Annotated in this window: 18 protein-coding genes, 13 pseudogenes and 1 other annotated feature; of the genes and pseudogenes, 22 read left to right on the top strand and 9 right to left on the bottom strand. The window is 56.2% G+C overall.

Annotated features, from left to right (window positions below; translation table 11 throughout):
• Positions 1–64: 64 nt before the first annotated feature.
• From JCM13995_RS03225 to JCM13995_RS03210, 4 genes are read right to left on the bottom strand one after another with little or no spacing between them, the layout of a single operon-like run.
• Positions 65–1,204 (bottom strand): AMP-binding protein, encoded by a 1,140-nt coding sequence (locus JCM13995_RS03225; RefSeq protein WP_369385591.1) that lies wholly within the window; start codon positions 1,202–1,204, stop codon positions 65–67.
• Positions 1,201–2,385, bottom strand: coding sequence for an acyltransferase (locus JCM13995_RS03220; protein WP_225350687.1), 1,185 nt, complete (start codon positions 2,383–2,385; stop codon positions 1,201–1,203). Before JCM13995_RS03220 ends, JCM13995_RS03225 begins: the two co-directional genes overlap by 4 nt.
• On the bottom strand, positions 2,378–3,103 hold the full coding sequence (locus JCM13995_RS03215; protein WP_054662410.1) for an ABC transporter ATP-binding protein: 726 nt from the start codon (positions 3,101–3,103) through the stop codon (positions 2,378–2,380). Before JCM13995_RS03215 ends, JCM13995_RS03220 begins: the two co-directional genes overlap by 8 nt.
• Positions 3,096–3,857: an ABC transporter permease subunit gene (locus tag JCM13995_RS03210; protein ID WP_054662407.1), complete on the bottom strand. Its 762-nt coding sequence runs from the start codon at positions 3,855–3,857 to the stop codon at positions 3,096–3,098. The genes JCM13995_RS03215 and JCM13995_RS03210 overlap by 8 nt, the downstream gene beginning before the upstream one ends.
• Before the next feature lie 547 nt (positions 3,858–4,404).
• Here JCM13995_RS03210 and JCM13995_RS03205 point away from each other — a divergent pair.
• Complete coding sequence (locus JCM13995_RS03205) at positions 4,405–4,947, top strand: sigma-70 family RNA polymerase sigma factor (RefSeq protein WP_082397691.1); 543 nt, start codon at positions 4,405–4,407, stop codon at positions 4,945–4,947.
• Between the two features lie 49 nt (positions 4,948–4,996).
• On the opposite strand, the gene JCM13995_RS03200 is transcribed toward JCM13995_RS03205, so the two are convergent.
• The 4 genes and pseudogenes from JCM13995_RS03200 to JCM13995_RS03185 all read right to left on the bottom strand — a co-directional run bounded on the left by JCM13995_RS03200 (position 4,997) and on the right by JCM13995_RS03185 (position 8,983).
• On the bottom strand, positions 4,997–5,974 hold the full coding sequence (locus JCM13995_RS03200) for a polyprenyl synthetase family protein (protein WP_054662401.1): 978 nt from the start codon (positions 5,972–5,974) through the stop codon (positions 4,997–4,999).
• Positions 5,971–6,534, bottom strand: a complete 564-nt coding sequence (locus JCM13995_RS03195) for a Gx transporter family protein (protein ID WP_054662397.1) — start codon at positions 6,532–6,534, stop codon at positions 5,971–5,973. The genes JCM13995_RS03200 and JCM13995_RS03195 overlap by 4 nt, the downstream gene beginning before the upstream one ends.
• A pseudogene (locus JCM13995_RS03190) lies at positions 6,531–6,942 on the bottom strand (NusG domain II-containing protein). Before JCM13995_RS03190 ends, JCM13995_RS03195 begins: the two are co-directional and overlap by 4 nt.
• A 142-nt stretch (positions 6,943–7,084) precedes the next feature.
• Positions 7,085–8,983: pseudogene (locus tag JCM13995_RS03185) on the bottom strand (FAD-dependent oxidoreductase).
• Between the two features lie 318 nt (positions 8,984–9,301).
• Here JCM13995_RS03185 and pplA point away from each other — a divergent pair.
• The 18 genes and pseudogenes from pplA to rplL all read left to right on the top strand — a co-directional run bounded on the left by pplA (position 9,302) and on the right by rplL (position 21,319).
• Complete coding sequence (gene pplA / locus JCM13995_RS03180) at positions 9,302–10,225, top strand: extracellular electron transfer flavoprotein PplA (RefSeq protein ID WP_054662394.1); 924 nt, start codon at positions 9,302–9,304, stop codon at positions 10,223–10,225.
• 105 nt (positions 10,226–10,330) lie between these two features.
• Positions 10,331–11,405, top strand: a pseudogene (locus tag JCM13995_RS03175) (FAD:protein FMN transferase).
• A 15-nt stretch (positions 11,406–11,420) separates the two neighbouring features.
• Entirely contained in the window at positions 11,421–11,582 is a 162-nt protein-coding gene (locus JCM13995_RS17985; RefSeq protein WP_439645194.1) for a hypothetical protein, read from the top strand.
• Entirely contained in the window at positions 11,564–12,367 is an 804-nt protein-coding gene (locus JCM13995_RS03170) for a UbiA family prenyltransferase (protein ID WP_439645195.1), read from the top strand. Before JCM13995_RS17985 ends, JCM13995_RS03170 begins: the two co-directional genes overlap by 19 nt.
• Positions 12,364–13,357: pseudogene (locus JCM13995_RS03165) on the top strand (UbiA family prenyltransferase). The gene JCM13995_RS03170 and the pseudogene JCM13995_RS03165 overlap by 4 nt, the downstream one beginning before the upstream one ends.
• 53 nt (positions 13,358–13,410) lie before the next feature.
• On the top strand, positions 13,411–13,539 hold the full coding sequence (gene rpmG, locus JCM13995_RS13605; protein ID WP_225350686.1) for a 50S ribosomal protein L33: 129 nt from the start codon (positions 13,411–13,413) through the stop codon (positions 13,537–13,539).
• 12 nt (positions 13,540–13,551) lie between these two features.
• Positions 13,552–13,719: pseudogene (secE, locus tag JCM13995_RS13600) on the top strand (preprotein translocase subunit SecE); the annotation flags it as partial.
• 102 nt (positions 13,720–13,821) lie between these two features.
• Positions 13,822–14,101: pseudogene (locus JCM13995_RS17480) on the top strand (transcription termination/antitermination NusG family protein); the annotation flags it as partial.
• A gap of 36 nt (positions 14,102–14,137) precedes the next feature.
• A complete protein-coding gene (locus JCM13995_RS17475) occupies positions 14,138–14,368 on the top strand; it encodes a KOW motif-containing protein (protein ID WP_369385593.1) in 231 nt (76 codons plus the stop codon).
• Position 14,369: 1 nt separating this feature from the next.
• On the top strand, positions 14,370–15,194 hold the full coding sequence (locus tag JCM13995_RS03150) for an alpha/beta hydrolase (RefSeq protein ID WP_054662388.1): 825 nt from the start codon (positions 14,370–14,372) through the stop codon (positions 15,192–15,194).
• Between the two features lie 128 nt (positions 15,195–15,322).
• Positions 15,323–15,748: a 50S ribosomal protein L11 gene (rplK, locus tag JCM13995_RS03145; protein WP_054662385.1), complete on the top strand. Its 426-nt coding sequence runs from the start codon at positions 15,323–15,325 to the stop codon at positions 15,746–15,748.
• An 89-nt stretch (positions 15,749–15,837) separates the two neighbouring features.
• Positions 15,838–16,526 (top strand): annotated as a pseudogene (rplA, locus tag JCM13995_RS03140) (50S ribosomal protein L1).
• A gap of 179 nt (positions 16,527–16,705) precedes the next feature.
• A pseudogene (locus tag JCM13995_RS03135) lies at positions 16,706–17,917 on the top strand (betaine/proline/choline family ABC transporter ATP-binding protein).
• Positions 17,910–18,550, top strand: a pseudogene (locus JCM13995_RS03130) (ABC transporter permease). Before JCM13995_RS03135 ends, JCM13995_RS03130 begins: the two co-directional pseudogenes overlap by 8 nt.
• Positions 18,547–19,471: pseudogene (locus JCM13995_RS03125) on the top strand (osmoprotectant ABC transporter substrate-binding protein). Before JCM13995_RS03130 ends, JCM13995_RS03125 begins: the two co-directional pseudogenes overlap by 4 nt.
• On the top strand, positions 19,471–20,130 hold the full coding sequence (locus JCM13995_RS03120; RefSeq protein WP_054662379.1) for an ABC transporter permease: 660 nt from the start codon (positions 19,471–19,473) through the stop codon (positions 20,128–20,130). Before JCM13995_RS03125 ends, JCM13995_RS03120 begins: the two are co-directional and overlap by 1 nt.
• 92 nt (positions 20,131–20,222) lie before the next feature.
• Positions 20,223–20,342: a sequence feature (ribosomal protein L10 leader region), on the top strand.
• 33 nt (positions 20,343–20,375) lie between these two features.
• Positions 20,376–20,881, top strand: a pseudogene (rplJ, locus tag JCM13995_RS03115) (50S ribosomal protein L10).
• A gap of 66 nt (positions 20,882–20,947) precedes the next feature.
• Positions 20,948–21,319: a 50S ribosomal protein L7/L12 gene (gene rplL, locus JCM13995_RS03110; RefSeq protein ID WP_054662376.1), complete on the top strand. Its 372-nt coding sequence runs from the start codon at positions 20,948–20,950 to the stop codon at positions 21,317–21,319.
• 87 nt (positions 21,320–21,406) lie between these two features.
• Here rplL and JCM13995_RS03105 read toward each other — a convergent pair whose 3' ends face one another.
• A complete protein-coding gene (locus tag JCM13995_RS03105) occupies positions 21,407–22,216 on the bottom strand; it encodes a hypothetical protein (RefSeq protein ID WP_054662373.1) in 810 nt (269 codons plus the stop codon).
• Positions 22,217–22,403: 187 nt separating this feature from the next.
• On the opposite strand from JCM13995_RS03105, the pseudogene mprF reads away from it, so the two are divergent.
• From mprF to tadA, 3 genes and pseudogenes are all read left to right on the top strand, one after another.
• Positions 22,404–24,985, top strand: a pseudogene (mprF, locus tag JCM13995_RS03100) (bifunctional lysylphosphatidylglycerol flippase/synthetase MprF).
• A pseudogene (locus JCM13995_RS03095) lies at positions 24,982–25,577 on the top strand (class I SAM-dependent methyltransferase). Before mprF ends, JCM13995_RS03095 begins: the two co-directional pseudogenes overlap by 4 nt.
• Positions 25,578–25,586: 9 nt before the next feature.
• Positions 25,587–26,093: a tRNA adenosine(34) deaminase TadA gene (tadA, locus tag JCM13995_RS03090; RefSeq protein WP_054662370.1), complete on the top strand. Its 507-nt coding sequence runs from the start codon at positions 25,587–25,589 to the stop codon at positions 26,091–26,093.

Here is a 26,093-nt window from a genome sequence, read left to right as displayed (position 1 = left end):
ATTTCCTTGGTGCGGCCCTTCACGAACAGGTAACCGTCTGCGTCGAACTCGCCCAAATCGCCCGTCAGGAACCAGCCATCCTTAAAAGAATCCGGATGCGGGTCAAGGTAGGCATCAATGACGTGATCGCCGCGGATCGCGATTTCACCCACTGTGCCGGGAGCGGCGGAAAAGCTGCCATCGGCGTGGTGAATGGCAACGTCGGTGCCGACTGGCTTGCCGGCCGAGCCGATTTTGGCGCGTCAAACGGGTTGATGGTGCACTGACTGGAAGCTTCGGTCATGCCGTAGCCTTCGATAATGCGCGTGTTAAACCGATTCTGGAACTCGACCAGCTGATCTTCCGGCAAGGCAAATGAGGAACAGCGGACAAACTCGAGTTTCACCTGGTCCTTCAGCTCCTGGTAGGCCGCGTTGGCCTTGTCGTTCAGCAGCAGGATCGAGATCATGGTCGGCACCACAGCCGTCCAGGTCACGCCGTCTTGCGCCATCCAGCCCCAGTAACGCGAGGCGGAGAACTTCGGTGCGACCACGATCTTGGCGTCTGCGTACCGCATTGACAGACCGACCATGACCTGGGAGTTGATGTGAAACAGCGGCATGGTGATGAGCGCGACGGACTTTTCGCTCATGCGATTGCTTGGGGCATCGTGGCTGGCCGCGTTGTACACGATGCGCTGCGACAGGCCAACGCGCTTCGGCTTGCCGGTGGTGCCAGAGGTCGACATGATCAGCGCAACGTCCTCTTCAGTCGGCGCACTTTGATCCGGTTTGTCCTGCAGCTCGGCCGGCAGGGTGATCAGCACGAGGCTTGGGAAAGTGAGCAGAGACAGGGCTGTTTTGCGGTAGCGAGCGCCGTGCAGCTGCTCAGCCATGGCCGGCTCGACCAGCATGGCCTGGTAGTCGTGGCTGGTTTGGTCGGCAACCAGTTCGGATACTGGGGTGGTCGGGGATAACGGGTGGACGGCAATGCCTTTTTGCCAGGCGGCCTGGTCGATCGTGAAGTAGGCTGCCGAGTTAGCCAGCGACACCGTCAGCACGTCGCCGCGGCCCAGGCCGGCTGCAGCGAAGGCCTGCTGAAGGGTTTCAATATCCTGATCTAAATCGGCACCGGTGAACCACCGGTCCAAAGTCAGATCTTTCAGAATGGGGTCTGCGCTGTGGCGCTGATTCTGTTGTGCAAGTAAGTCATTGACACGAGTCATTTTGCGATTGCTCCTTTAGGTTTACGATTCTTTTTCAAAATGTGCCACTGCGGCCGGCCAATCAGGATGCCAAACGGCGGCACCTTGTAGAAGAACCAGGCCAAGGCAAACGAAATGCCTAACACCAGTGCGTAGCCCACCGGGATCAGGACCAGGTAGCCCCAATCGGGCAGGTGAAGAAACGGCATCAGGTAGCCCAGAATCGTCAAGCCAATGGTCTGATCCAGGTATATCCCAAAGGAGACTTTTGAGCCGTTTTTGACGAAGGTCTCGACGCCCTTGGGGATGCCGTGTTTGCGCCAGTCCGCGTACTTCAGGCCGATGAAGAACACCGTCAGGATCATGAAGGTGTCGTAAACGAACATGTACGGCTGATGCGGCGAAACGGCATAACTGTGGGCATAGCCGAGTACGTCGCGGTTCCAGAAGTAGTACGGCACCGTGCCAAAGGACATGGCAATGGTGATGCCGATGACCCAGCGGTGCCACTTGCGCAGCCATGCTAGCACGGCATTGTAGTGCAGCGAGACGTAGGTGCCGAAAATGAAGTAGAACTGGTAGGTGAACACATTAATGCCGTAGGAAGCCACCCACCACGGCAAGTTTGAGCGGTCCATAAACTGGTAGCGGTACTTGATGAAAGTCACAATGGCCAGTTGAAGCAGCGCCGAGACGGCCAGGATCGCATTATGGTTCTTGACCTTTTTAAACAGCAGCACTATGAACGGAAACAAGACGTAAAGCTGCAGAGTCACCACGATATAGTACAGATAGAACTGGTCGCCGTGGAGAATCGCTGAGGTCAGCGTCGGCCAGAAGGTCTTCCAGGTAAACGGCGGCAAACCGAGCAGACAGCTACCGACCAGCAGGATGATGTTCCAAAGCAGGTACGGCCAGCCGGAGCCGGCAAAGCGCTTCTTGAAAAACGTCGGCCAATCGTCACGGTGGTAGTAATTTAGGGTCAGCACCAGCCCGGTGATGAACATGAACCCCATCCGGGTAAAGTGGATCAGCAAATGGGTGGCCAGCAGTGACGTGTGCGCCCAGCCGGTGGCGTCGGTCATCGCGTGGGTGAAGGCGGTCGTCGTGTGGTTGAGTAAGACCCCGAAGATGAAAATGATGCGCATGATATCAACTTCGTACAGGTATTTACGTTTCTTCTTGGGGGCCGTTTCAGCCAAGCCGTTCACCTTCCTTTGCTTCTTCGTCTGGGGCCAGGATCACTTTCAGGACCTGGTCGGCCACGCGGGCCACTGTTTCGGGAGTTTGACCTTTGGCGCCAGCCGTTTCGTAAACTGCACGGCCATTTTTGACCACGATCACGCGGTTGGCCATGCGGGCGGCCTCGTCAACATCATGGGTGATCAGCAGCGTGGTCAGGTGACTGTCATCGCAGATTTTTGTGATAAAGGACTGCATGTTGCGCCTTGTCAGGGCGTCCAAAGCGCCCAGCGGTTCGTCAAGCAGCAGTAGCTCTGGGTCCGCCATCAGCGCGCGGGCCAGCGCCAGCCGTTGCTTTTGACCGCCTGACAGTTCTGTCGGGTAGGTCTGTTCAAAGCCTGCCAGGCCCACGGCGGCCAGCGTCTTTTGGGCGCGGGCCTGGACCTTGGCGTCGTGGGACGCAAAGGAGACGTTGTTGAGGGTCGTCATCCACGGGAGCAGCCGGCCGTCCTGGAACATGACCCTGGTCACAAGGTTTTCGTCGGCGTACTCGATCGTTCCGGCAGTGGGCAGCTCGAGCTGGGCAATCAGCCGCAGCAGGGTGCTTTTGCCGCCGCCGGACATGCCGACCAGCGCGACAAATTCACCGGGCTGCAGGTCAAAGGAAACGTCGCGCAGTGCATGATTGTCACCGTATTGCTTGTAAATGTGGGAGAGTTTTACCACTGGCTTAGTCATTGACGGCACCGCCCTTCTTTTGCCAGTCGAGGCAGATGTCTTCAAGCGCCTTGGCAATCAAATCAGAGACCTTACCCAGTAGCGCGTAAATCACAATGCACAGCAGGACGGTTTCCATGTCCATGAATTCCTGGGCGTTGCTGGCCATGTAGCCGATTCCGGAGTTTGAGGAAATAGTCTCGGCCACGATCAAAGTCGTCCACATGACCCCGAGGGCGTAGCGGACGCCGACCAGAATCGTTGGCAGGGCGCCGGGAAAGATGATCTTGGTGAACAGCTGACGCTTGCTTAGGCCGTAAGACTTACCCATTTCGATTAGATTCGGGTCGACGGTGGAAATGCCGTGAAACGTGTTGATATAGATAGGGAACATCACGCCAATGGTCACCAGCGAAATCTTGGCCGTTTCCCCGATGCCCAGCAGGATGATCACCAGCGGAATCAGGGAGAGGTGAGGGATGTTGCGCAGCATCTGAATGGTGGAATCAAACAGGAGCCGACTGATTTTGGATAAGCCGTTGGCCAGGCCCAGAATGAAGCCGGCCAGGCCACCGATCACAAAGCCGGTCGTGGCGCGGTAAAGTGAAATACTGATGTTCTTCGGCAGCTCACCCGTCTGCCACAAGTGCACGCCGTCTTGGACCACGGCTAGCGGTGAGGGCAACAGCTTCGAGTTGACCCAGCCGGCGGATACGGCCAGCTGCCAGAACAAGATCAGAATCACCGGAATCAACCACGCAGCAGGTTCCGCCATTTAACAGTAAAAGACCGCGGGTTTCCCGCGGACGAGTCGGACGTTTGGTCCATGAATACATCCCCCTTAAGACTGATGAAGCAATCTTACCGATGAAAATTGAATATTATGTGAAAATATTAAGAGTTAGCTAAGTTAGCACTGATAAAAATCATTTTAGGCCTTCTAAAAAATGATTGTAAATGCTTTGGAGCCGGCGTTTTCAGGTCAGCCAAGGGCTCATACTTAAAATGTGTTGGCCTGCTCAAAATCACTCAAAGAATGAAAACGCTAAATTGTGCGGCCTCATCAGGGTGTGTGTCCTCCCAACGGCTTTCCTGAAGTCCAATCATTTCGTGCTTATCTCTGCAATCATGTAAAAATTGAAAATGTTTTTGTGAAATGGTTAGCCCAAGCGGATCGACCGTTCCCTAAAAGGCCGCCGCACGAAGATTTTTGCTTGCACAGCATTTGCTCACAAGCAATGGCAAACTCCCGTTTCGTAGGCAATCAGTTAACCCCTTGATATAATGAAAGCGCTTTTAAAAAGTGAGGGGGAGTGCAGATCATGACACCAGAGGAGATACTGATGATCCACCAGGCAGCCACCGATTCGGATTTGTTTGCACAATTGTTTGCGCAGTACAAGCCGCTGGTGCTGACTGTGTTGAAGTCTTATTACATTCGGGATTACACGCGGGATGACTGGCTCCAGGAGGCGAGAATCGCGATGCTCAAGGCCATCGCACGGTATGATGGGACCGCAGGCTCCAAGTTCGGCCCGTTTTATCGGTTGGTCTTGCTGTCCCACATTCGCTCGTTGCTGCGCAAACACCTGGCGCAAAAGCGGGCCGCGGATACGACTGCGATGGTCATGGCCAATCCTGGCGCCATCCTGCCGCCCAGCTTTGCGTCTGGGCAGCGGATCGAGGATAACCTCGTGCTGCGTTCAGAACTGGCGGGCTATGTTGACGGGTTGAGCCCGTTGGAGCGGCGAGGGCTACTGGTGGTCCTGGAGAACTCAGACCAGGCCACCAGGCAAGCCTACCGGCGGGCCATTGAACGCAGCAAGGTGAAACTGACCCGGTACTTTGATGAGCAGCTGAACTAGCAAACGCCCCTGCGATTTTAAAAAGTCGCAGGGGCGTTCGTTTAGCCGCTCAGTTTTGACGGGTCAGCAGTTGCTTGGTCAGACGAATCAAGGTGGCGCGGGCGGGCATGGCAGGCAGGGTGCTCAGGCCAGCCACTGCCTTTTTTGTGTACTGCTGGGCCAGGGCTTGCGCCTGAGGCACACCGTGGTAACGGTCGATCAGGCCCAGCACGGTTTGAACGTCCGCGTGGGTCATGGCTGCCTGTTTGGCTAGCAGTGGCGCAAACTCGGCGCGGTGATCTGCCATTGCCAGGATCAGCGGTGCTGAGTACACGCCTTGGCGGATATCCTCGTGGACGGGTTTGCCCATCGCACTGTTAGTGCTGGTGTAATCCAGAATGTCATCCATCAGCTGAAAGGCGATGCCGATATTCAGCCCGATGGTCTCGCATTTCTTGGCGAAGTGCAGCGGCTGTCCGCTTTCGTATGCCCCGATAAAGGCTGCTAAGGCGAACAGCTGGCCGGTTTTACCGGTGACCTGTTCGGTGTAGTCGCTGATTGTCATGTCAAGGTTGTAGCGGCGCGCCATCTGCGCCATTTCGCCGTTAAGAATCCGTTCCATGGAGGCCGAGTCCTGCTGGACTGAGCGCAGGTCCGAGGCGTAATGCGCGATCAGCTGGAAGCAGACCACAAACAGGTAATCGCCGGCGTACACCGCGACATCGTTGCCGAACTGAGCGGCGATAGTGGCATCGCCGCGCCGCACCGGGGACTTGTCGATCACATCATCGTGAATCAGCGTGGCCGTGTGCAGGGTTTCCACCGCGGCAGCCAGCGCGATGATTTTCTGGTGATCAACCGCATGAAACTGGCTGAAAAGCAGGCAGTAGGCGGGCCGCAGCAGCTTGCCGCCGGCGTTGATCATCTGGACCAGCGCCTTAGCCACTTTCGGGTTGTCGGGATGGATGTTTTGATCAATCAAATCAAGCGTGGCAGTCAGGTCGGGGGCAAGCTCCGGGTAGTCCTGCCACATGGCGTGGATCTTCATGTGTGACTCCTTTTTTTGGCGTGGTCAAAGCGTAATCGTCTCAGCGTGTCGATGTGTTCGAACAGAAAGTTGGCGGCGATACCAACTGCCAGCCCGGCGAGGATCCCCATGAACGACAGCACAGGCAGGTACAGCATGACCGTCCAGCTTTGGGCAATCAGGCTGGCGACGAGCAGCTGGCCGACGTTGTGCAGGATGCCGCCGGCCGCGGAGATTCCGATCATCGACACGCGCTTTTCGCCAAGTTGCTTGAGCAGCAGCATGCCCAGCCAGGACAGCAGCGCGCCCGCCCCGCTGTACATGAAAGTCGAAAGGGTGCCGCCAAGCAGCGTCGTCAGCAGCAGCCGCAGCACCATCAGTAAAAAGCTGTCCGACACGCTCATGGTGTACAGCGACACAATGGTGATGAGGTTGGCCAGGCCCAGCTTGGCGCCAGGCGCAAAGGCAAACGGAAACGGGATCATGCGCTCCAGCAGCCCAATGATAACGCCTTGCGCGCAAAGGAGCGCGATGTAAATGACTTGGCGGGTGCGCTCTGGACGGTACTCGCGCCGCCTCATTCCGTCACCATCCCGCCGCCGTTAGTGCCGCTGCCGGTGCTGGACTTGATTTCGACCAGCAGCTTGTGCGGCAGGCACACGATGGTTTGACCGGGCTTCGAGATCCTGCCTTTTTTTCACGCAGACCTGGTCCGGACAGTTGGCGTCAATGATCTGAATCTGGTCGCCGGTCGTCACAATGTCGTTATACTCGCTGCCGGCCTGATAGTGGTAGCGGCTGGTGCCGCGGTGGCCGGTGAGGCGAATTTTGTACACTTGCTTGCCGTCATGAGTGACATAGGCGGTCAGAACGCGGGTGCCGGCGGAAGGCCCCTGCGCTTTTGCCTGCTGGCGCGCAAAGACCAGGTAGGGAATGAACGAGGCGGCCAGCAGAAGCACGATGATGATGATGTCGCCTGGGCGGATCATTTTTAAATACTTGTTGTGCTTCACGCTGACTGCCTCCTTTCTGCATCTTCAAAAAGCAACGGAGCCGGCCGCAGTCGACTCCGCCAAATAAAAAGGTTCCGAGGCTAGTCTACCCCAGAACCTTCAGCCCTGGCAACGTCACCTATTTCGGTGTATCGCTGCCGTACAAGGCCTTTGGTGTGCCGTACCACCACTTGCCGAAGGTCTTCTGCAGGTAAGGCACGACCCACTTGTCCAACCCGAAGGCCCGACCGGAGCCGTTCATAACGGCGATGGCCATTGGGATCATCCAAATGTTGACCCAGTAGAACATGCCGCTCAGGCAGAAGATGACGGTGAACGCGACGGATACCGCACCGCTCAGCCAAGTGAAGAGGCCGGCGACCAGTGCCAAGCCGATCAGGATCTCAATGATCGTCATCGACTTTTGCATGAAGAAGGCCACGTTTTGGTTTGGAATCATGGCTTTGGTGATCGTGTACATCCAGTTTGGCATCTTGTCAAAGACCATCATCGGTTCCTTGCCGTACTGATAAGAAAGGGAGAAGACGGTTTTGGCTGCCGGTGCCGCAGCTTTGGCAGCACCACTGGCAGCGGAAGTCGCGTCGGCACCGGCGGCTGAAGCGCCACTGGTCGTGGCCGGCTGCAGCCAGTCAAACGGCAGGCGCAGCTTGTCGAGGAACCAGGACTCTTTGCCTGAGACCTTACCGGCACAATCGACCAGCCACATGAGGCCCAGGAAGATGCGGGCGGGCACTGCCCACAGCACGTTGCCTTGACGAGACGTGTGACCGCGCATCAGGTTGCGGTCGTTCTTGGTGCGGAAGAATTCGTGCATCAGGTACTGGAAGAAGTAGTACCCACTATAGTTCTGCAGGAAGTACAGCATGTTGACGAGGTGTTTCATCAGCATGGCGAAGAAACCGGACAGATGGAAAATGTTCATCAGGTTGGCAACGCCGTAACGAGAACCCAGCGAAACCATGAAGCCGGAGTAAGAGGCTTTGTAATCCACATCGCCGGGCTTGCCAGCCATTTTGTTTTCAATGTTGGTCAGCGCAGTTTTAGCGCTGGCTTCGGCGCCTTGGACGATTTGTGGCTCGCCGCGGTCGGAGTTGCCCCCGAAGAAGGAAACATCGCCGACAACGTAAACGTCCGGATCGTCCTGGCTTTCCATGTGCGAGTTGACGACAATGCGGCCGGCGCGCGCCTGGGTCAGGCCAAACTTGGCAGCTTCGTCGGTGGCCTTGACGCCGGCGGTCCAAATCAGCGTTGAGGTCGGGTAGGTCGAGCCGTCTTTCAGGTCGACATGGTCTTCGTGAACGCCGACCACGCCGGTGTTCTTCATGACCTTGACGCCTTTTTTTAAGCAAATAGCGCTCCGCTTTGTTGGCATCCGAGCGGTCGAGCATGTTCATGATCGTCGGGGCCATTTCCATCAGCGTGAACGTGATCTCACTCGGGTCAAGCTTGTTTTCCTTGGCCAAACTGTCACGCCAGTCGCGCAGTTCACCGATCGTTTCAGTGCCGGTGAAGCCGGAGCCGACGACCACGATGGACAGTAGCGCCTTGCGCTTGGCCGGGTCGTGTTCTTCGGCACCGCGCCGGACCACGTCTTGAATGTGCTTTTTCAGCGCGATGGCGTGTTCCCAGGAGCCAGGGTAAAGCCGTAATCCTTGACGCCAGGGGTCCCGAAGTCATTCGGCTGAGAGCCGATGCCCAGCATCACATAGTCGTACGGGTATGCGCCGTGCTTGGTTTTGACCAGCTTTTTTTCTCGGTCGATGGTCGTCGCGGTATCGGTGACCAACTTGACGTTCTTACGCCGCGCGAACAGCCGCTGCAGGTCATACTGAATCGCGTCTTCCGGCACCCGGTCGGCGGCGACCTCGTGGAGTTCGGTCATGTAGGTGAAATAGGAGTGACGGTCGATCAGGGTGATCGTCACGTCCTTATCCTTCTTAAAATGTTTGGCTAATCGCTTCGTCGCGTAAACACCGGCAAATCCGGCACCCACGATGACGATATTTTTTTGCGCCATGAGTAACACTCCTTAGATGTGAATAATTCCGCAAAACAATTAAATTGCAACACCGATTATACATTTAAAACCCGGTTGTTGTCTATGCATTCGCGTCCGACTGGTTATCAGTTTTGAACGGTGTCACGACATTAAAAAGGCGGGAAAATAGCACTTCCATCACTGATAGTCAAGCAATGCAAACGGATTCCTAAAAATATGAGAAAGCGCTCATAAATGTTCGGCTTTTGTTGCATTTTACGACTCGGGTGTTTACACTTGGTTTGTGTGAAATGTAACACAAAGTTCGCCAATTTTATTCAAAAGGGGTATCGGAAAATGAAATTATCTAAGACTTTGGCAAGCATCTCCATCATCGCGCTTTCTGCCTTGACGTTGGCCGCTTGCGGCAGCAGCTCCAGCAGCAAGGACTCCTCGTCTAGCAAGACGACGTCGTCCAAGACTGCCAAGAAGTCTTCATCCAGTGCCAAGGCCCAAAAGCAAACCGCTGGCGCACCGCTTAAAGACGGGGATTACACGCTTGATGAAACCGGCTACGACCACGGCTACAAGGTTGAAATGGGCATGACCGTTGCCAATGGTAAGATCACCAAGACCACCTATGATTACGTGGACAAGAATGGTAAGTCCAAGACCAAGGACACTGAATACGAAAAGACCATGAAGAAGCAGGCCGGCGTTGGCCCTAAGGAATACATTCCGGCACTGAACAATTCCTTTAAGAAGAACGGGACCAACACGAACGCCATCGACGTGGTTTCCGGTGCCACTGATTCCAGTTTGACCTTCAAGAACTACGCGCAGCAGCTGGTTCAGGCGGCCCAGGCTGGCAACACCAAGAAGATCGAAGTTCAAAACACTGCAAAGATGAAGGATGGCACTTACACGCTGGAACAGGAAAACTACTCCCACGGCTACCGCACCGTTTTCTCCATCGTCGTTTCTGGCGGCAAGATTACGCAAAGCAAGTACGACAACGTGGACAAGAACGGCAAGTCCAAGACCCAAGATGCTGAGTACGAAAAGAGCATGAAGAAGGTCAACGGCGTTGGGCCTAAGGAGTACACCAAGAAGCTCAACGACGCGCTGGTCAAGACGCAAAAGCCTGCCGAAGTCGATGTGGTTTCCGGTGCGACTGACAGTTCCGATACCTTCATCCTCTACGCTGAACAGCTGATCAACGCGGCTCAGGCCGGCAATAAGACCCCAATCAAGGTTTCGAACATCGTGTACGCTGAATAAGTTCACTCAACCGAGTGCGAAAGCAGTGTCCTCGCGGATGCTGCTTTTTTATTGGCTGGTTTCTGTATCTCTGTATAATAGAAGAAAACGTGAAGGGGGCGCATCATGAAAAAAAGTGTTAAGGCGCTGCTTGTACTGCTGGCGCTGGCCTTGCCGCTTGCGGCGTGCGGTCAAAAGACCACGCCCAAGCCAAAACTGGCAGCAGTGATCCAAACACCGCACCAGTCGACTGAGTTCCTGATGGGGACTGTGGTGACGCTCAGTGTTTACAATAAGGGCAAAGCCGGCGCGGTGGCCGACGGCTTCGCGCGGGTCAGGAGCCTGGCGAAGAAGATTACCGTCAACCAAAAAGGCTCTGAGGTCGACGCCGTGAACAAGGCGGCCGGGGAGCGCCCGGTGAAGGTCTCCAAGGACGTTTTCCGGCTGATTCAATACGCCAAGTCGTACAGCCAGCGCTCGCAAGGTTCGTTTGATCTAGCGATTGGGCCGGTCACCAGCCTGTGGCACATTGGCTTCCCCGATGCGCGCAAGCCAAGCCAGGCCGAGATCGACCGCGTCCTGCCGCTGGTGCACTACGCTGACGTGACCCTAGATCCCAGCAAGCAGACCGTGTACCTGAAAAAGAAGGGGATGCAGTTGGACCTGGGCGGCATCGCCAAGGGCTTCATCACCGACGAGGTCGTGAAGGTCTTCAAAAAAAGACGGGGTCAATACGGCTATCATCGACCTGGGCGGCAACATTTTTGTGATGGGGCACAGTCCCAAGGCGGAGAACCGCCCGTGGACCGTGGGCATTCAGGACCCCAAGAAGCCGCGCGGCACCTCAATCGGCACGGTGCCAGGGGCGAATCTGACGGTGGTGACCTCGGGAATCTACGAGCGGCACCTAGTGGTGGACGGTCACAACTACTCGCACCTGATGAACCCGCGCACCGGCTACCCGTTTGAAAATAATCTGATGGGCGTGTCGATCGTCACTAAAAAGTCAGTCGACGGGGACGCGCTGTCCACCGCGACCTTCGACAAAGGGCTGCGTGATGGCATGGCCTTCATCGAAAAGCAGAAGGACGCCGAGGCAATTTTCATCACTAAGGACAAGAAGGTTTACGTCTCCAGTGGCTTGAAGAACAGGTTCCAGCTGCTGAAGAATTCGGGCTATCAGCTCGCGACACTGAAATAACACTGGGGGAGTTTGATGTCTGTCCAAGAGTTTTTGACGCTGGTGGAAGCGCGCACCAAACTGGCGAGCATTCTGCCGTTCGGCGTTGGCACGCTGTTCGCGCTGGCATATTATCACCAGCTCAACTGGGTGAACACCGGGCTGTTTTTTTTGTGGCCATGCTGGCGTTTGACATGATGACAACGGCGCTGAATAACCTGATGGATTACCAGAAAGCCAAGGATGACCACTACCGCCGCACCGTGAATATCATCGGCAAGGCCCATTTGTCAGTCGGCCTAGTCCGCGGCATCGTGCTCGCGCTGTTGATCCTGGCCACTGGGCTGGGTCTGGTCCTGAGCGCCCGCACGGACTGGCTGCTCCTGCTGATCGGCGTGGTATGTTTTGCCATCGGGATCTTCTACACGTTTGGTCCGCTGCCGTTGTCGCGCCTGCCGCTTGGCGAAGTGTTTTCCGGCCTCACGATGGGACTGGGCATACCGCTGATTGCGACCTATGTGAACGTCGATGCCAGTCGGCTGCTAAACCTGCAGCTGGCGTGGCCGACGCTGAGTCTGAGCGGCAACTGGCTGGCGCTGCTTTCGCTGGGGCTGGTGTGCATCACGCCGATGGCTACAATTGCGAACGTGATGCTGGCCAACAACATGTCTGATATCGAGGAGGACAAGCGCAACCACCGGGTGACGCTGCCCATGTACCTGGGGCCAAAATATGCGGCTTGGCTGTACTTGGTTCTGGCGCTGGTGGGGTTTGCGGCGGTGCTGGTGGCAGCTGTGCTGCGGCTGCTGCCGTGGCCGATCCTGCTGGCGCTCTTGCCACTGCCGCTGGTGTGGCGCGATGCGCGGCGCTTCACTGCACACCCTGATAAGGCCACCACGTTTAGTCTGGCGCTGCGGACGATGACGGTCGCCAATCTGGCGCTGATGCTTGGGCTGGCCGTCTGCTGGGGGGTGAGCCGATGAGTAAAGAGGTTCACGGTGCGTATCGGCCGCTGACCTGGCCGCTGTTTTTTTGAGCTGATTCGGCTGCCGGCCAAGCTGTGCAGTTTTCTGCCTTACCTGTTTGGTGTGTTGTACGCGTGGTGGGGGTTCCACCAGTTCAACTGGGTGAATTCGCTGGTGTACTTTGTCGGCCAGATGAGCATCGCTTTGTTCGTCACCGGGTTTAACAATGTCCAGGACTTTTACAAGGCTAAAGACGAGCACTACCGGCAGACGCAAAACATCATCGGCCGCGAGCACCTGTCGCCGCGCCGGGTTTTGGCCCTGATGGGGCTTTTCCTGACCATCGCGGTTGCCGCGGGGCTGATCTTGGTGTGGCGCACGAACCTCAGCCTGCTGCTGATTGGCGGGCTAGGCATTTTCGTGGCAATTTTCTACACTTTCGGGCCGGTGCCGCTCTCGCGGATTCCTTCCGGCGAGGTGTTGTCAGGCACGGTGGAAGGATTTGGCGCCGTGTTCATCGCGGTGTTTGTCAATATCGTGCCCCAGCCGATCGTGCTGACGCTGACTGGGAATCGGTTTGTGTTGAGCGGCAATGTGCCGTTGGTTCTGGAACTCTTTTTCCTCGCGCTGCCGATCGTCATCCTCGATGGAACCATCATGTTTGCGGACAATATATGCGATCTGGCGCAGGACCAGCGCAACCAGCGCTTCACCCTGCCGTATTACTTGGGCAAGGCACGCGCACTGAAAATTTACCCGTGGCTGCCCGCAGCCGCTTACCTAGCCATTGTGCTGGCCGTGGGTCTGCGCTTGCTGCCGTGGCCGATCCTGCTGGTGGTGTTCATGTGGCCGCGAGTGCGGCAGAACATCAACGCTTTTTTAGCGGTGCAAGATAAGGGGAAAACATTCAACACGGCGGTGGCCAACCTGCTGCTGACGTTCGGCAGCGAAACCGTGCTGCTGCTCATTTGCATCGCGGTCGACCTTGCAGTGCCTGGCTTTTTCTGATAACATGGTTTGAAGCTAGGAGGGGTGCTTCATGTCCGTTAAAAAAAGTCGCCTTGGCGTGTGCCGTTTGTGGCCACCGGAATTATTTTGTTCCGGAGAACCCGCGGCGGACCGAGCGCCTGGTGTTAAATAAGTATTGCAAGTACTGCGGGCGCCAGACAGAGCACCGCGAGACAAAGTAGGAGGTACCAGCGATGAAATTTATCAAAAGTGTGATTCATGAAATGACCCTGGTTACCTGGCCGACCGCCAAGGAAACCCGGCGCGACACCACCACCGTCATCATCACGTCGCTTCTGTTCGCTGCCTACTTTGCTCTGGCAGACTGGGTCATCCTGTTGATCCTGAAGGCGTTCATTTTTTTAATCTTGATATCAAGGCTGGCTCTGGCGTATACTGGACTCAGCGCAAAAACCGAAGCCTTCTGGCGACGGTTTTATTTGTCATAAAAAAGGAGAAAAACAATGGCTGAATCAGCTGAAAAGCTCTGGTACGTGCTGCACACTTACTCTGGTTACGAAAATAAGGTCAAGGCGAACCTTGAGTCTCGGGTCACCTCGATGAACATGGAAGACTACATTTTCCAAGTGATCGTTCCTGAAGAGGAAGAGCACGAAAAAAACGGACGGCAAGGACAAGGTCAAGATGGAAAAGATTTTCCCCGGCTACGTGCTGGTCGAAATGGTCATGACCGACGAATCCTGGTTCGTCGTGCGTAACACGCCAGGCGTCACCGGCTTTGTCGGCTCTCACGGCGGTGGCTCCAAGCCCAATCCGCTGATGCCGGACGAAGTGGCCAGCATTTTGCACTCACAGGGCATGGCCACCACGCATTCCACGCTATCCTTTGAAGTGGGCGAGACGATCACCATCATCGCTGGCGCGTTTGCTGGCATGAAGGGCAAAATCACGGCCAACGATCCGGACAAGCAGAAGCTGAAGGCGACCATTAACATGTTCGAACGTGAAGTGTCCGCCGACCTGGACTACGATCAGGTCGACAAACTTTAAGATGATTTGGCTCATTGTGATCGGGGGCGGGGCGTTGATCGCCTTCGCCCTTGATTTGTACTCGCTGGGGCACCCGGACAAGCAGCGCAAGGTGGCGGTGGCGGATCACATCCCCACGCTGTTTGTGCCCGGCTACTTCGGCACCCGTTACACCTTCGGGCACATGCTGCGACGTCTTCCAGTTGACAAGCAGGTCGTGGCAATCGTTCGGCGCAATGGCGCCGTGCATTTGCGGGGCCGGCTGGCGTTTGGTCCGCACGTGGCCGTGCAGGTGCTCTTTGTCGACAAGCAGATCCGCCCCCAGCAGCAGTTCGCCGGTTTGACCAACGTGATCGCAGCGCTGCAGCAGCAGGCAGCTTTTCCGGCGATCAACCTGGTTTCACACTCAATGGGCGGGATCACGGCGTTGCTGTACACGGTCAGCAGGCCGAAGGTGCCTGTGGCGACACTGATCTCGCTGGCGGCGCCGTACAACGACCGGGAAGTGGCCAAGAATGGCAAGATCTTCAATTGGCCGCTGGGCCCGGCTGGGCCGACTCAGACGGCGCCGATTTACGACTTTTTCCAGGCGCATGCACAGGACCTGCCAAAGACGCTGCGCTGGCTGAACGTGGCCGGCGATTTATTTAACGGGTCGCAGCACGACGGGGCGGTCGGCGTGAATTCCGCGCTGGCGATCCGCTACCTGGCGCAGAACCGGGTGGCGCGGTACGCCGAAGTCGTGATTCGCGGCCCCCGGGCGGCGCACAGTTTATTGCACGAGAACCGACTGGTCGATGCAGACGTGGCCACGTTCCTGTGGCCGCTGCACGAGACAGCAGGTTAGGCGCGATTCATCTTGCTTTTAGGGCTGAATCATGGTAACTTAGTCGAGTATGTTCTGGCATACGCGTGGGAGGGCAAAATTACCTTGCCCATCATGACCACATCACGGACTTAAGGAGGTTATGTTTCGTGGCTAAAAAAGTAGCAAACATCGTTAAACTCCAGATCCCTGGGGGCAAAGCAACTCCAGCTCCGCCTGTTGGCCCTGCTTTGGGTCAAGCTGGGATCAATATCATGGGCTTCACCAAGGATTTCAACGCGCGGACCGCAGACCAAAATGGGATGCTGATTCCAGTTGTCATCACCGTGTACGAAGATCGTTCCTTTGACTTCGTCACCAAGACCCCGCCGGCAGCGGTTCTTCTGAAGAAGGCCGCTGGCGTAGAGCACGGCTCTGGCGAACCGAACACCAAGAAGGTTGCGAAGGTCACCAAGGACCAAGTGAAGCAGATCGCGGAAACGAAGATGCAAGACCTTAACGCCGCAGATGTAGAAGCTGCGATGCGCATGGTTGAAGGGACAGCACGTTCCATGGGCTTCGAAGTCGAAGACTAATGCATGTCCGGATCTTCAGCGAAAGCTGAATGAATCAAGTGGAAGGGCTTCGGCCCGCTGACCACATTTGCAAGGAGGAAAATTCCAGTATGGCTAAGAAAGCAAAGAAGTACCAAGACGCTGCCAAGCAGGTAGATGCCACCAAGGCATACACCCCTGAAGACGCAGTTGCTTTGGTCAAGAAGATCGATTTTGCCAAGTTCGACGCAACCGTTGAAGTGGCATACAACCTGAACATTGACGTTAAGCAGGCTGACCAGCAGATCCGTGGCGCACTTGTGCTGCCTAATGGGACTGGTAAGACGCAGCGCGTTATCGTCTTCGCCGAAGGCCCGCAAGCGCAGGCTGCCAAAGATGCCGGTGCCGATGAAGTCGGTTCCGACGACTTGGTTAAAAAGGTCCAGGACGGCTGGCTCGACTTTGACGTTGCCGTTGCGACACCGCCAATGATGGCTAAGGTTGGTCGTTTGGGCCGGGTCCTCGGGCCAAAAGGCTTGATGCCTAACCCGAAGACCGGCACTGTGACGATGGACACTGCTAAGGCGGTCAACGACGTCAAGGTGGGCAGGTCGCATACCGCGCCGACAAGGCCGGGATCGTGCACGCCCCGATCGGCAAGGTTTCCTTCGACGACGCGAAGCTCCTCGAGAACTTCAAGGCGCTCAACGAAACCATCGTGAAGGCTCGCCCTGCGTCAACTAAGGGTGTTTACATCCAAAGCTTGACGCTGACATCAACCTTCGGCCCTGGGGTCAAGGTTGACGTTTCGGCATTCTAAACAAGCACATCAAACTGCACTGACTTCTTCTTGAAGTTGGTGCTTTTTTTTCTGAAAATTTTGGCTGTCAAACTTGGTCAAAGTGGCGGTAGGGCCGCGGTTGCGCACAATGAAAACGGTCATTTGAAATGTTCATGATAAGGTGAGGGTGTATAAATCGGGAAAACGGGAGGTTCAACATGGCAACTGAGAAGACACCCATCGTCCAGTATCAGGACGTCAACAAAGTGTACCGCGGCGGCAACGTGGCGGTCGAACACATCAATTTAACCATCAATCAGGGCGAATTTGTCTGCCTCATCGGCACCTCCGGATCGGGCAAAACGACCACGATGCGGATGATCAACCGGATGCTGGAGCCGACCGGTGGCACCATTTTATTCAAGGGCCAGGACATCCACCAGCAGGACCCGGTCAATTTGCGGCGGCACATCGGTTATGTCATTCAAAACATCGGCTTAATGCCCCACATGACCCTGTACGAGAACATCACACTGGTGCCCAAGCTTCTGAAGTGGCCGGAGAAAAAAGCGCCGGGCCAAGGCCGAGGAGCTGATTAAAATGGTCGACTTGCCGGTCGATTATCTTGATCGATACCCGGCCGAGCTCTCCGGGGGTCAGCAGCAGCGCATTGGGGTCATTCGAGCGCTGGCGGCGAATCAGGACTTGATCCTGATGGACGAGCCGTTCGGGGCCCTGGATCCAATCACCCGTGAAAGCCTGCAAGACCTGGTCAAGAACCTGCAGCAAACGCTTGGCAAAACGGTGGTGTTTGTTACCCATGACATGGACGAGGCGCTCAAGCTGGCCACCAAAATCGTGGTCATGGACGGTGGCCACATCATTCAAACCGCGACGCCAACGGCACTGTTGCAGCACCCGGCGACGCCATTTGTGCGGGAGTTGATTGGCGAGGAACGCCTGATCCAAGCCCGTGCGGATGTCACGACGGTGGGCGCGATCATGCTGAAGGATCCAGTGTCGATCACGCCTGGGAAGTCTTTGGTCGAGGCAATCAAGCTGATGCGTGACCGGCGCGTTGACACCCTGCTGGTGGTTGATGACAATGGTTACCTCAAGGGCTTTATCGACATTGAGTCCCTTACGCGCCAGTACGCGAAGTCGACTGCCGTGGCCGACATCATGCAAAAAAAAGCTTTTTTTACGTTCAGGAGTCTGCGCTCCTGCGTGATTCGGTCGACCGCATTCTCAAGCGCGGATTGAAGTACGTCCCGGTGGTCGACCAGGATAACAAGCTGAAGGGCATCGTTACCCGGGCGGCTTTGGTCGACATGGTATACGACACCATCTGGGGGGAGAGCGCCGATCACAGCGAGCAGGCGCCGAAAGCCGATGCCGAGCCGCAGGTGGGAGGCGACCAGAATGGTTAACTTTTTGGCGCAGCACGGTACCGAACTGCTTGTGAAAACCTGGGAACAGCTGTACATTTCTGGCATTTCGCTGGGCTTGGGTATTCTGGTCGCGGTGCCGCTGGGTGTGGTCCTCACGCGCTTTCCGCGCACGGCCAAAGTGGTCATCGCCATTGCCTCAATGCTGCAGACGGTGCCGAGTCTGGCACTGTTGGCGCTCATGATCCCGCTCTTTGGGATCGGCCGCTTGCCGGCGATTGTTGCGCTGTTTATTTACTCGTTGCTGCCGATTCTGCGCAACACGTACATCGGGATGGAAGACGTTTCCCCGGCACTGTTGGATTCGGCGAAAGGCATGGGAATGACCGCCGTGCAGTCGATCACCCAGGTCGAGCTGCCAATGGCGATGCCGGTGATCATGGCCGGCATTCGCCTGTCAGCCGTGTACGTGATCGCCTGGCGACGCTGGCCTCCTATATTGGGGCCGGCGGTTTGGGCGACCTGATCTTCAGCGGGCTGAACCTGTTTCAGCCGGATCTGATCATCGGCGGCACCATTCCCGTCACGCTCCTGGCGCTGACGGTCGATTGGCTTTTGGGCAAGTTGGAAAAGCGGCTGACCCCGCGGACCAGTCGGAAGGAGGCCGAGCAATGAAGAAGTTCACCAAACTTTTTCTCGTGCTGGCGACGGCTGTTCTGACGCTTTCTGGCTGCGGGTTTCCCGGCATTGCCGGCACCGACCAGGACACAATCAAGATCGCGGCGCTCAGCTCCACGGAAAGTTCAGTCATGGCGAACATGCTGGCGGAGCTGATCACCCATGAGCTGGGCTACCCAACGACCTTAGTGGCCAATCTTGGGTCAACCACGGTCACGCATCAGGCGATGCTCCGTGGGGACGCCGACATTGCCGCGACGCGCTACACCGGCACCGACCTGACCGGGACTTTGAAGATGCCGGTTGAAAAAAATCCCCAAAAGGCCAGCTGGATCGTCAAGCGCGTTTTCAAGCAAAAGTACCACCAGACCTGGTTTCCCACATATGGGTTCGCCGATACATACGCGTTTATGGTCACCAAGCAGTTCGCTGCTCAGCACCACGTGTCGACCATCAGTCAGCTGCAGCCCCTGGCGAAGGGCATGGACGCCGGGGTGGATTCGTCCTGGATGAATCGCAAAGGCGACGGCTACGCGGATTTTAAAACCGGTTACGGGTTTGACTTCAAGCGCGTCTACCCGATGCAGATCGGACTAGTGTACGACGCGGTCGAGGCCGGCAAAATGCAAACCGTGCTCGGGTATTCGACGGACGGCCGCATTAAGTCTTATGATCTGACCGTGCTGAAGGACAACAAGCACTTTTTCCCGCCGTACGATGCGTCGCTGGTCGTTAACGACAGCTTACTGAAAAAAATACCCCAAGCTGGCACCAGTGCTGCATCGGCTTGACGGCAAGATCAGTATGAAGGCGATGCAGGCGCTCAACTACCAGGTGGATGACCAGCTGAAAGAACCATCAGTCGTGGCCCGCGAGTTTTTGGTCAAGCATCATTATTTCAGAGGAAGTGAACACTGATGGCGAACATGAATACGTGGCAGCAGTTTTGGTATTACATGACGACGAACGGCAGTTATGTGCTGAGTCAGTTCACCCGCCATTTTCTGATTTCGATATATGGGGTGTTGATCGCGGCTGTGATCGGGATCCCCATTGGGCTGTTTATCGCCCGCAACCGCAAGCTGTCCAGCACCATCATCGGCATTGCCAACGTCATTCAAACGATTCCCAGCCTGGCGATGCTCTCGATCATCATGCTGGGCCTTGGGCTCGGGGTGAACACCGTCATCGTCACCGTCTTTCTGTACTCACTGCTCCCAATCATCAAAAATACGTACACGGGCATGATCAGCGTTGACCCGACGGTGATCGATTCCGCCAAGGGGATGGGGATGACCTCGTTTCAGCGGCTTTACCTAGTCGAGATCCCGCTGTTGATGAGTGTGATCATGGCCGGCATTCGCAACGCGCTGGTCGTTGCGATCGGCATCACCGCCATCGGGGCCTTTGTTGGCGCCGGCGGGCTCGGGGATATCATCATCCGTGGGACTAACGCGACCAACGGCGGGGCCATCATCCTTGCCGGCGCGCTGCCCACGGCGCTGATGGCGATTATCGCGGACTTGGTGCTGGGATTTGTGCAGCGCCGGTTGGAGCCGAAAGAATCCAGCCGTTAAGAAAATTGAGGCACCCGCTGCAGAGGGGGGGCCTTTTTTCGGTTTCTGGAAGTATTTCTTGACGCTGGGGGCCGTTCATGATACGCTTCTCGTTGTGATAATTCACTCTGCCTAAGACTCAGGTGGCGCAAGCCTTAATATCCTGCCGAGGTGGTATCAGTACGTCAGATACCTCTATGTCTTGGTAGACATGGAGTTTTTTTATTGGAAAAAACTTCAACCAAACTACAGGAGGTGAAAAATCTATGAGTGAATCAATTATCGCTGCTAAGGCTAAGGTGGTTGACGCCGTCGTTGAGCAGTTCAAGCTGCAAAAAGCGCCGTTGTTGTGAACTACCGTGGCCTGACTGTTGATGAAGTAACGCAGGTGCGCAAGGAATTGCGTGACAATGGTGTCAAGATGGAAGTCATCAAGAACACCTATCTCCGCCGTGCCGCTGACGCTACTGGTTACAAGGGTTTGGACGATCTGTTCAAGGGCCCGACCGCGATTGCCTTTTCAAACGACGACGCCGTTGCCCCTGCCCGCATTATGACCAAGTACGCCAAGCAGTTTGATGACCTCGTTGTCAAAGGCGGGATCATCGAAGGCAAGGTTGCCAGCCTGGAACAGATCACAGAACTGTCCAAGCTGCCAGACCGCGATGGGATGCTGTCAATGCTGCTGTCTGTTCTGCAGGCACCAGTGCGCAACGTCGCATACGCCGTCAAGGCCGTTGCCGACAGCAAGGACGAAGAACCAGCTGCGTAATGTGGCTGAGGCTGCCTAGTCGAACCGTAAATCAAACAATCACACTATAAATTGGAGGATACAAACATGGCTTTAGATACAAAGGCTATTGTCGACCAGTTGAAGGATGCTTCCATCCTTGAACTGAACGACCTCGTTAAAGCAATTGAAGATGAATTCGGCGTTTCCGCCGCTGCCCCTGTTGCAGCTGCCGGTGCCGCTGGTGGCGACGATGCAGCCGCTGCTAAGGATACCTTCACCGTTGAACTGACCGAAGCCGGCCAGGAAAAGGTTAAGGTAATCAAGGAAGTTCGCACCATCACAGGTCTCGGCCTGAAGGATGCGAAGGGCTTGGTTGACGCTGCACCTTCCAACATCAAGGAAGACGTTTCCGAAGACGAAGCTAACAAGCTTAAGGAAGAACTCGAAGCCGTTGGCGCAACCGTTACCCTCAAGTAAGGATTGCCCAATGCCGGATGCCCATCGTGGGTGTCCGGTATTTTTTGGCCAAAATAAGGCCGGCCAGCATTGGTCGACCAAGGGTTGCTATTCAGTGGTGGCGGCAAAAAGCAGCGGGTCTGACATGTTTGGGCCGTGGTAATCCAGCTGCACATCAATGCCCTTGCCGACGACGACTCCGGCGTTGCCGAAGTAGGCCCAAAAAGTGGTACTGGCATAGCCGCCGGGCAAGAGTTTAGTCGTGCCCTGCTGGTTCGGCAGCACGGTTGCCGGCGCGAGGAACGGACCGGTGATTTCAAACTGACTGGGGGTCGGTGCGAAGCCGGCCTGATCCGTAAAGTTGGCGTACTCCACGGTGATTTGAATGCTCAGGTTTTTACGCAGCTTGCCACTTGCCACCAGCTTCTGGCCCTCTGCGTTCAGCTGGTGGGTGACCTGGGTCACGCGCAGCCCATACGTGTCGTTGGGGCCAAGGCCGAGTTTATTGACCTCGAGAACGCGTGAAGCGGGGCCGGTGCTGGGCACCACGCTCAGTGTCTTGGTCGCGGTTTTGCCGTTGAGCGTCGCGACCAGATCAAGCTCACCTTCGTCGATGGCCCCATTGATCGTGGTGGTTTTGCCGCTGCCTTCACCGCTGACCAGGACCTTGTTGTTGGCGTCGCGGTCGCGCAGCGTGAACTTGGCGTTGTTGCTGAGTTTGAATTTGAGCTTGGTTTTGCCGTTGACGGATTTAAACAGTGTGGTGGGCGCGGTGATCTTTGGCCCAGGCAGGTTCTTGCTGCTGGCCTTTGCGTTGTCACTGCCGGGTTGGCTGCTGCCGGTCTGATTGCAACCGCCCAGCATGCCAGCAGCCAGCAAGACCGCCAACGCGGGTAGCACTTTATTGAGTAATTTCATGTTCGGCCTCCGTATGAGTCTAATTGTAAGGAATAGCGTCAAAGATGTAACGACGCCTAACGTTATTGTTATCTTAAGCGCGAACCCGCGCCACCTTCGCTATACTAGAAGCATTGAACTAATTGCAAAAGTGGAGGATGAACATGAAAAAAGCGGCCAAGGCGACATTTAAGTGCTCAAGGCGCACATGACGCAGATTAAGGTCCTGTTTATTTTGTCAGTGCTGGTCTTTGTCGTGATCGAGCTGGGCCGGATCGGGCGCGAGCTCTCCGGCGCCGAAATCCAGGCCAGTCTGACCAGTCAAAGTCCGTGGTCCCTGCTGGCCATGGCCGCGCTGGGGCTGCTGGCGGTGACACCAATGCTGAACTACGATTTTACGATCGCACAGATGCTGCCGGGTGATTTCAAGCCGAGTTACGTTGCCCGCTCCGGCTGGGTGGTCAACACCTTCACGAACATCGCCGGCTTCGGCGGATTCTTAGGGGCCAGTTTGCGAGCCAACTTTTACCACAAAGGGGCGACCAACAAGGAAATTCTGGTCGCCATCTCAAAAATCGCCCTGTTTTTGCTCGCCGGGCTTTCGCTGTGGTCGATGATCGCGCTGGTCATGATTTTTGGCCTTGGCATCGGTAAAATGTTCACCGATTACTGGGTTTGGTTGATTGGCGGAGCGGCGTACTTTCCCTTGGTCATGCTGGTGACTCATGTTGCCGATAAAGGTATTTTCGCTGGCATACCACTACGACGGCAGCTGCGGCTAGCCTGGGGTCCTTCCTGGAATGGGGCGGTTGCGCGCTGTTCTTTTTGGCAATTGGCGCTTTTCTACGTGTGCCGATCGCGCTGAGCCACGTGCTCCCGCTGTTCATGGTGGCCAATGTGCTGGGCGTGATCTCGATGGTGCCAGGGGGCCTGGGATCGTTTGATGTGTTCATGCTGCTGGGACTGTCACAACTCGGCGTGAATAACAACGTCGCTGCGGTTTGGCTGCTCTTTTACCGGTTGTTTTATTACGTGATCCCGTTTGTCCTCGGCATCGCCTTGTTTCTGCACGATGCCGGGGAGCGGCTTAACCGTCAACTTGACGGGCTGCCGCTTCAGCTCGTGCAAAAAGTGGCCCACAAAGTGTTAGTCGCCTTTCTGTATTTTTCTGCGATCATGCTGCTTTTGCGCGGCGTTGTGCCGGTTTCCGCGATGGCGAACCACGTCTTTGTCCGGCTTTACCCGTTCACGTTTTTGTTCTTGAGCCGGGTGACCAACATCCTGATGGCCTTCATCATTTTCGGCTTTGCGCGCGGCATTGCCGGCAAGGTGAAAAAGGCCTTTTGGCCGACGCTGATGGTGCTGGTGGTGGCCTTTGTCGGTTCCTTGACGCGCGATTTCAGTTTGCGGTTTGTCGTTTTTCTGCTGGTGATCTTGCTGACCGCCGTGCTGGCGCGCGGGGAGCTGACACGTGACCGGCTGGACTTTCCGTGGGGCAGTCGGCTGATCGACGGGGGCATTTTCGGCCTGACGGCACTGTTTTACGCGCTGGCGTTGTTCTACAATCTGCCGACGATCCACCACCGGCACCCAGTGCCGGTCGCGTTTCTGTTTCCCTCTGAACGCATGTGGTTCACGACGTTCGTTGGGGTGCTGGTCGCCGCGCTGACGTTGAGCATTATTTACCGGTACCTGAGCACGCCGAGAGCGCCTTTGGGCGAGGCATTAAACGCAAGCCGCGTCAAGGCCGTGCTGGCCAAATGGGGCGGCAATGAGATCTCCCACCTGGCCTTCTTAGGCGATAAGCGTGTGCGCTTTTTCCAAGTTGATGGGGAGGACCGGGTGTTCTTCCTGTTTCGAAAGAAAACCGATAAAATCGTGATCCTGGGCGAGCCAATCGGCGACCCCGAGCAAATCGGGCCTGCCATCGCCGACTTTATGGCGGCCGCGGATAAAGAAGACCTGTCGCTGGTGTTTTACGAAGTTTCCGAAGCGTTAACGATGTTGCTGCATGAGTACGGGTTCGACTTCATGAAATTCGGCGAAGAAGGGTATGTCGACGTCACGCAGTTCACGCTGGCCGGCACTAAGCGCAAAGGGGAGCGCGCCCTGATGCACAAGTTCGAGCGCGAAGGCTACACGTATGATTGGCTGAAGCCGCCCTTTGCCGATGCCACTTTTGATGCCTTGAAACAGATTTCCGACAGTTGGCTGGCAGGCCGGCCGGAAAAGGGGTTTAGCCTGGGGTACTTCGACCGGGACTACCTGAATACGGCGCCAATTGCTGTCATCAAGGATCCAGAAGGCAAAATCGTGGCCTTTGCCTCGGCGATGCCAATGGCGACGCAGGAGGCGACCTCGATCGACCTGATGCGCCACAGCGAAGACGCCCCCAGCGGGATCATGGACGCGGTGTTTGTGAACCTGTTCCAGCAGGCCAGTGCCGACGGCTATCACTATTTCAACATGGGCATGGCGCCGTTGGCCAACGTGGGGACCTCGAGCTATTCGTTCTTTGAAGAAAAAATTGCGCACCTGGTATACGAATATGGGTATCGCTTTTATGGCTTCCAGGGGTTACGCTCGTATAAGAACAAATACGTCACCAAGTGGGTCCCAAAGTACGTGGCCTACCGCAAGCGCAATTCACTGCTGTTTACTTTGCTGCAGATTCTTCTGCTGGTGAACCAGCGGGTCGAAAAGCGCGAGCCGTTTGTGCTGCACGGCCGCCTTGCCAGACTGGGACGCGCGGTGGTTTTCTTGAGTCGTAATGAAAGGAATACGCAATGAGCCATTACTATACGAATGATCCGGATCTGCCTCATGATGAACAGACTTTTTCCTATGAATTGGCCGGCAAACGGTTGCAGTTTACCGCTGACAACGGTGTTTTTTCCAAGCGGACAATTGATTTTGGCAGTCGCACGATGATTGCAACGGTGGTCGACCAGGCACTGCCAGCTGGGCCAATGCTGGATGTCGGCTGCGGTTATGGGCCGATTGGGTTGGCGCTGGCCAAACGGTTTCCGGCGCGCCAGGTGACCATGTCCGACGTGAACGAACGCGCACTGGCGCTGGCTAAACGCAACGCCGAAGCCAATCAGATTGCAAATGTGACGATTATCGAGTCGTCGGTTTACGAGCAAATTGATGGTCAGTTTGGCGTGATCGTCACCAATCCCCCGATTCGCGCGGGTAAGGCAATTGTTTCGGCAATCTTGGCCGGTGCCCATGAGCATCTGCTGCCAGGCGGCCAGCTGTACTGTGTGATCCAGAAAAAGCAGGGGCCCCGTCGGCGTTGAAGTTGATGCAGGCAACGTTTGCCAGTGCCGAGAAGATCAAAATGGAACACGGTTACTATATTTTGCGGGCAACGAAGTAAGGAGGAGCTATGGCTGAACTAACACCTGATGATTTTATGGCAGCGGCACTGGATGAGGCCAGGGCTGCCGGTGTGATCGGCGAAGTTCCCATTGGCGCCGTCGTGGTGAAAAGTGGTCAAATTATTGGCCGTGGTCACAATTTGCGTGAACACGCGCAAGACAGTACGTTGCATGCGGAAATCCTGGCCATTCAGGAGGCCTGCATGACACTGCACACTTGGCGGCTGGAAGAGTGCGATTTGTACGTGACGCTAGAGCCTTGCCCCATGTGCGCTGGTGCGATGATCAACGCGCGGGTGCGGCGGTGTTTTTACGGCGCGAAGGACCCCAAGGCCGGTGCGGCTGGCTCGCTGGTCAATCTGCTGACCGATTCCCGCTTCAATCACCAAGTTGAGGTGGTGCAGGGGTTGCGGGCCCACGAGAGCGGGGACCTGCTGGCGGCGTTCTTTCAGAACATCCGCGCCAAACGCAAGGCGGCAAAGCGGGCTGGCCAAAGCGCGGACAAACAGGTATAA

The sequence above is a fragment of the Lacticaseibacillus camelliae DSM 22697 = JCM 13995 genome (assembly GCF_001311195.1).
In the GTDB taxonomy this organism is placed as follows: Bacteria; Bacillota; Bacilli; order Lactobacillales; family Lactobacillaceae; genus Lacticaseibacillus; species Lacticaseibacillus camelliae.
The sequence above is the reverse complement of the archived record's forward strand: the minus strand, read 5'-3'. Positions and strand labels throughout refer to the sequence as shown.

What these genes read in the sequence shown, in the direction of transcription:
- JCM13995_RS03225 (WP_369385591.1), bottom strand. Translation starts at nt 1,204, where the DNA reads ATGACTCGTGTCAATGACTTACTTGCACAACAGAATCAGCGCCACAGC.
- JCM13995_RS03215 (WP_054662410.1), bottom strand. Translation starts at nt 3,103, where the DNA reads ATGACTAAGCCAGTGGTAAAACTCTCCCACATTTACAAGCAATACGGT.
- JCM13995_RS03210 (WP_054662407.1), bottom strand. Translation starts at nt 3,857, where the DNA reads ATGGCGGAACCTGCTGCGTGGTTGATTCCGGTGATTCTGATCTTGTTC.
- JCM13995_RS03205 (WP_082397691.1), top strand. Translation starts at nt 4,405, where the DNA reads ATGACACCAGAGGAGATACTGATGATCCACCAGGCAGCCACCGATTCG.
- JCM13995_RS03200 (WP_054662401.1), bottom strand. Translation starts at nt 5,974, where the DNA reads ATGAAGATCCACGCCATGTGGCAGGACTACCCGGAGCTTGCCCCCGAC.
- JCM13995_RS03195 (WP_054662397.1), bottom strand. Translation starts at nt 6,534, where the DNA reads ATGAGGCGGCGCGAGTACCGTCCAGAGCGCACCCGCCAAGTCATTTAC.
- pplA (WP_054662394.1), top strand. Translation starts at nt 9,302, where the DNA reads ATGAAATTATCTAAGACTTTGGCAAGCATCTCCATCATCGCGCTTTCT.
- JCM13995_RS17985 (WP_439645194.1), top strand. Translation starts at nt 11,421, where the DNA reads ATGTCTGTCCAAGAGTTTTTGACGCTGGTGGAAGCGCGCACCAAACTG.
- JCM13995_RS03170 (WP_439645195.1), top strand. Translation starts at nt 11,564, where the DNA reads ATGCTGGCGTTTGACATGATGACAACGGCGCTGAATAACCTGATGGAT.
- JCM13995_RS17475 (WP_369385593.1), top strand. Translation starts at nt 14,138, where the DNA reads ATGCCGGACGAAGTGGCCAGCATTTTGCACTCACAGGGCATGGCCACC.
- JCM13995_RS03150 (WP_054662388.1), top strand. Translation starts at nt 14,370, where the DNA reads ATGATTTGGCTCATTGTGATCGGGGGCGGGGCGTTGATCGCCTTCGCC.
- JCM13995_RS03120 (WP_054662379.1), top strand. Translation starts at nt 19,471, where the DNA reads ATGGCGAACATGAATACGTGGCAGCAGTTTTGGTATTACATGACGACG.
- rplL (WP_054662376.1), top strand. Translation starts at nt 20,948, where the DNA reads ATGGCTTTAGATACAAAGGCTATTGTCGACCAGTTGAAGGATGCTTCC.
- JCM13995_RS03105 (WP_054662373.1), bottom strand. Translation starts at nt 22,216, where the DNA reads ATGAAATTACTCAATAAAGTGCTACCCGCGTTGGCGGTCTTGCTGGCT.
- tadA (WP_054662370.1), top strand. Translation starts at nt 25,587, where the DNA reads ATGGCTGAACTAACACCTGATGATTTTATGGCAGCGGCACTGGATGAG.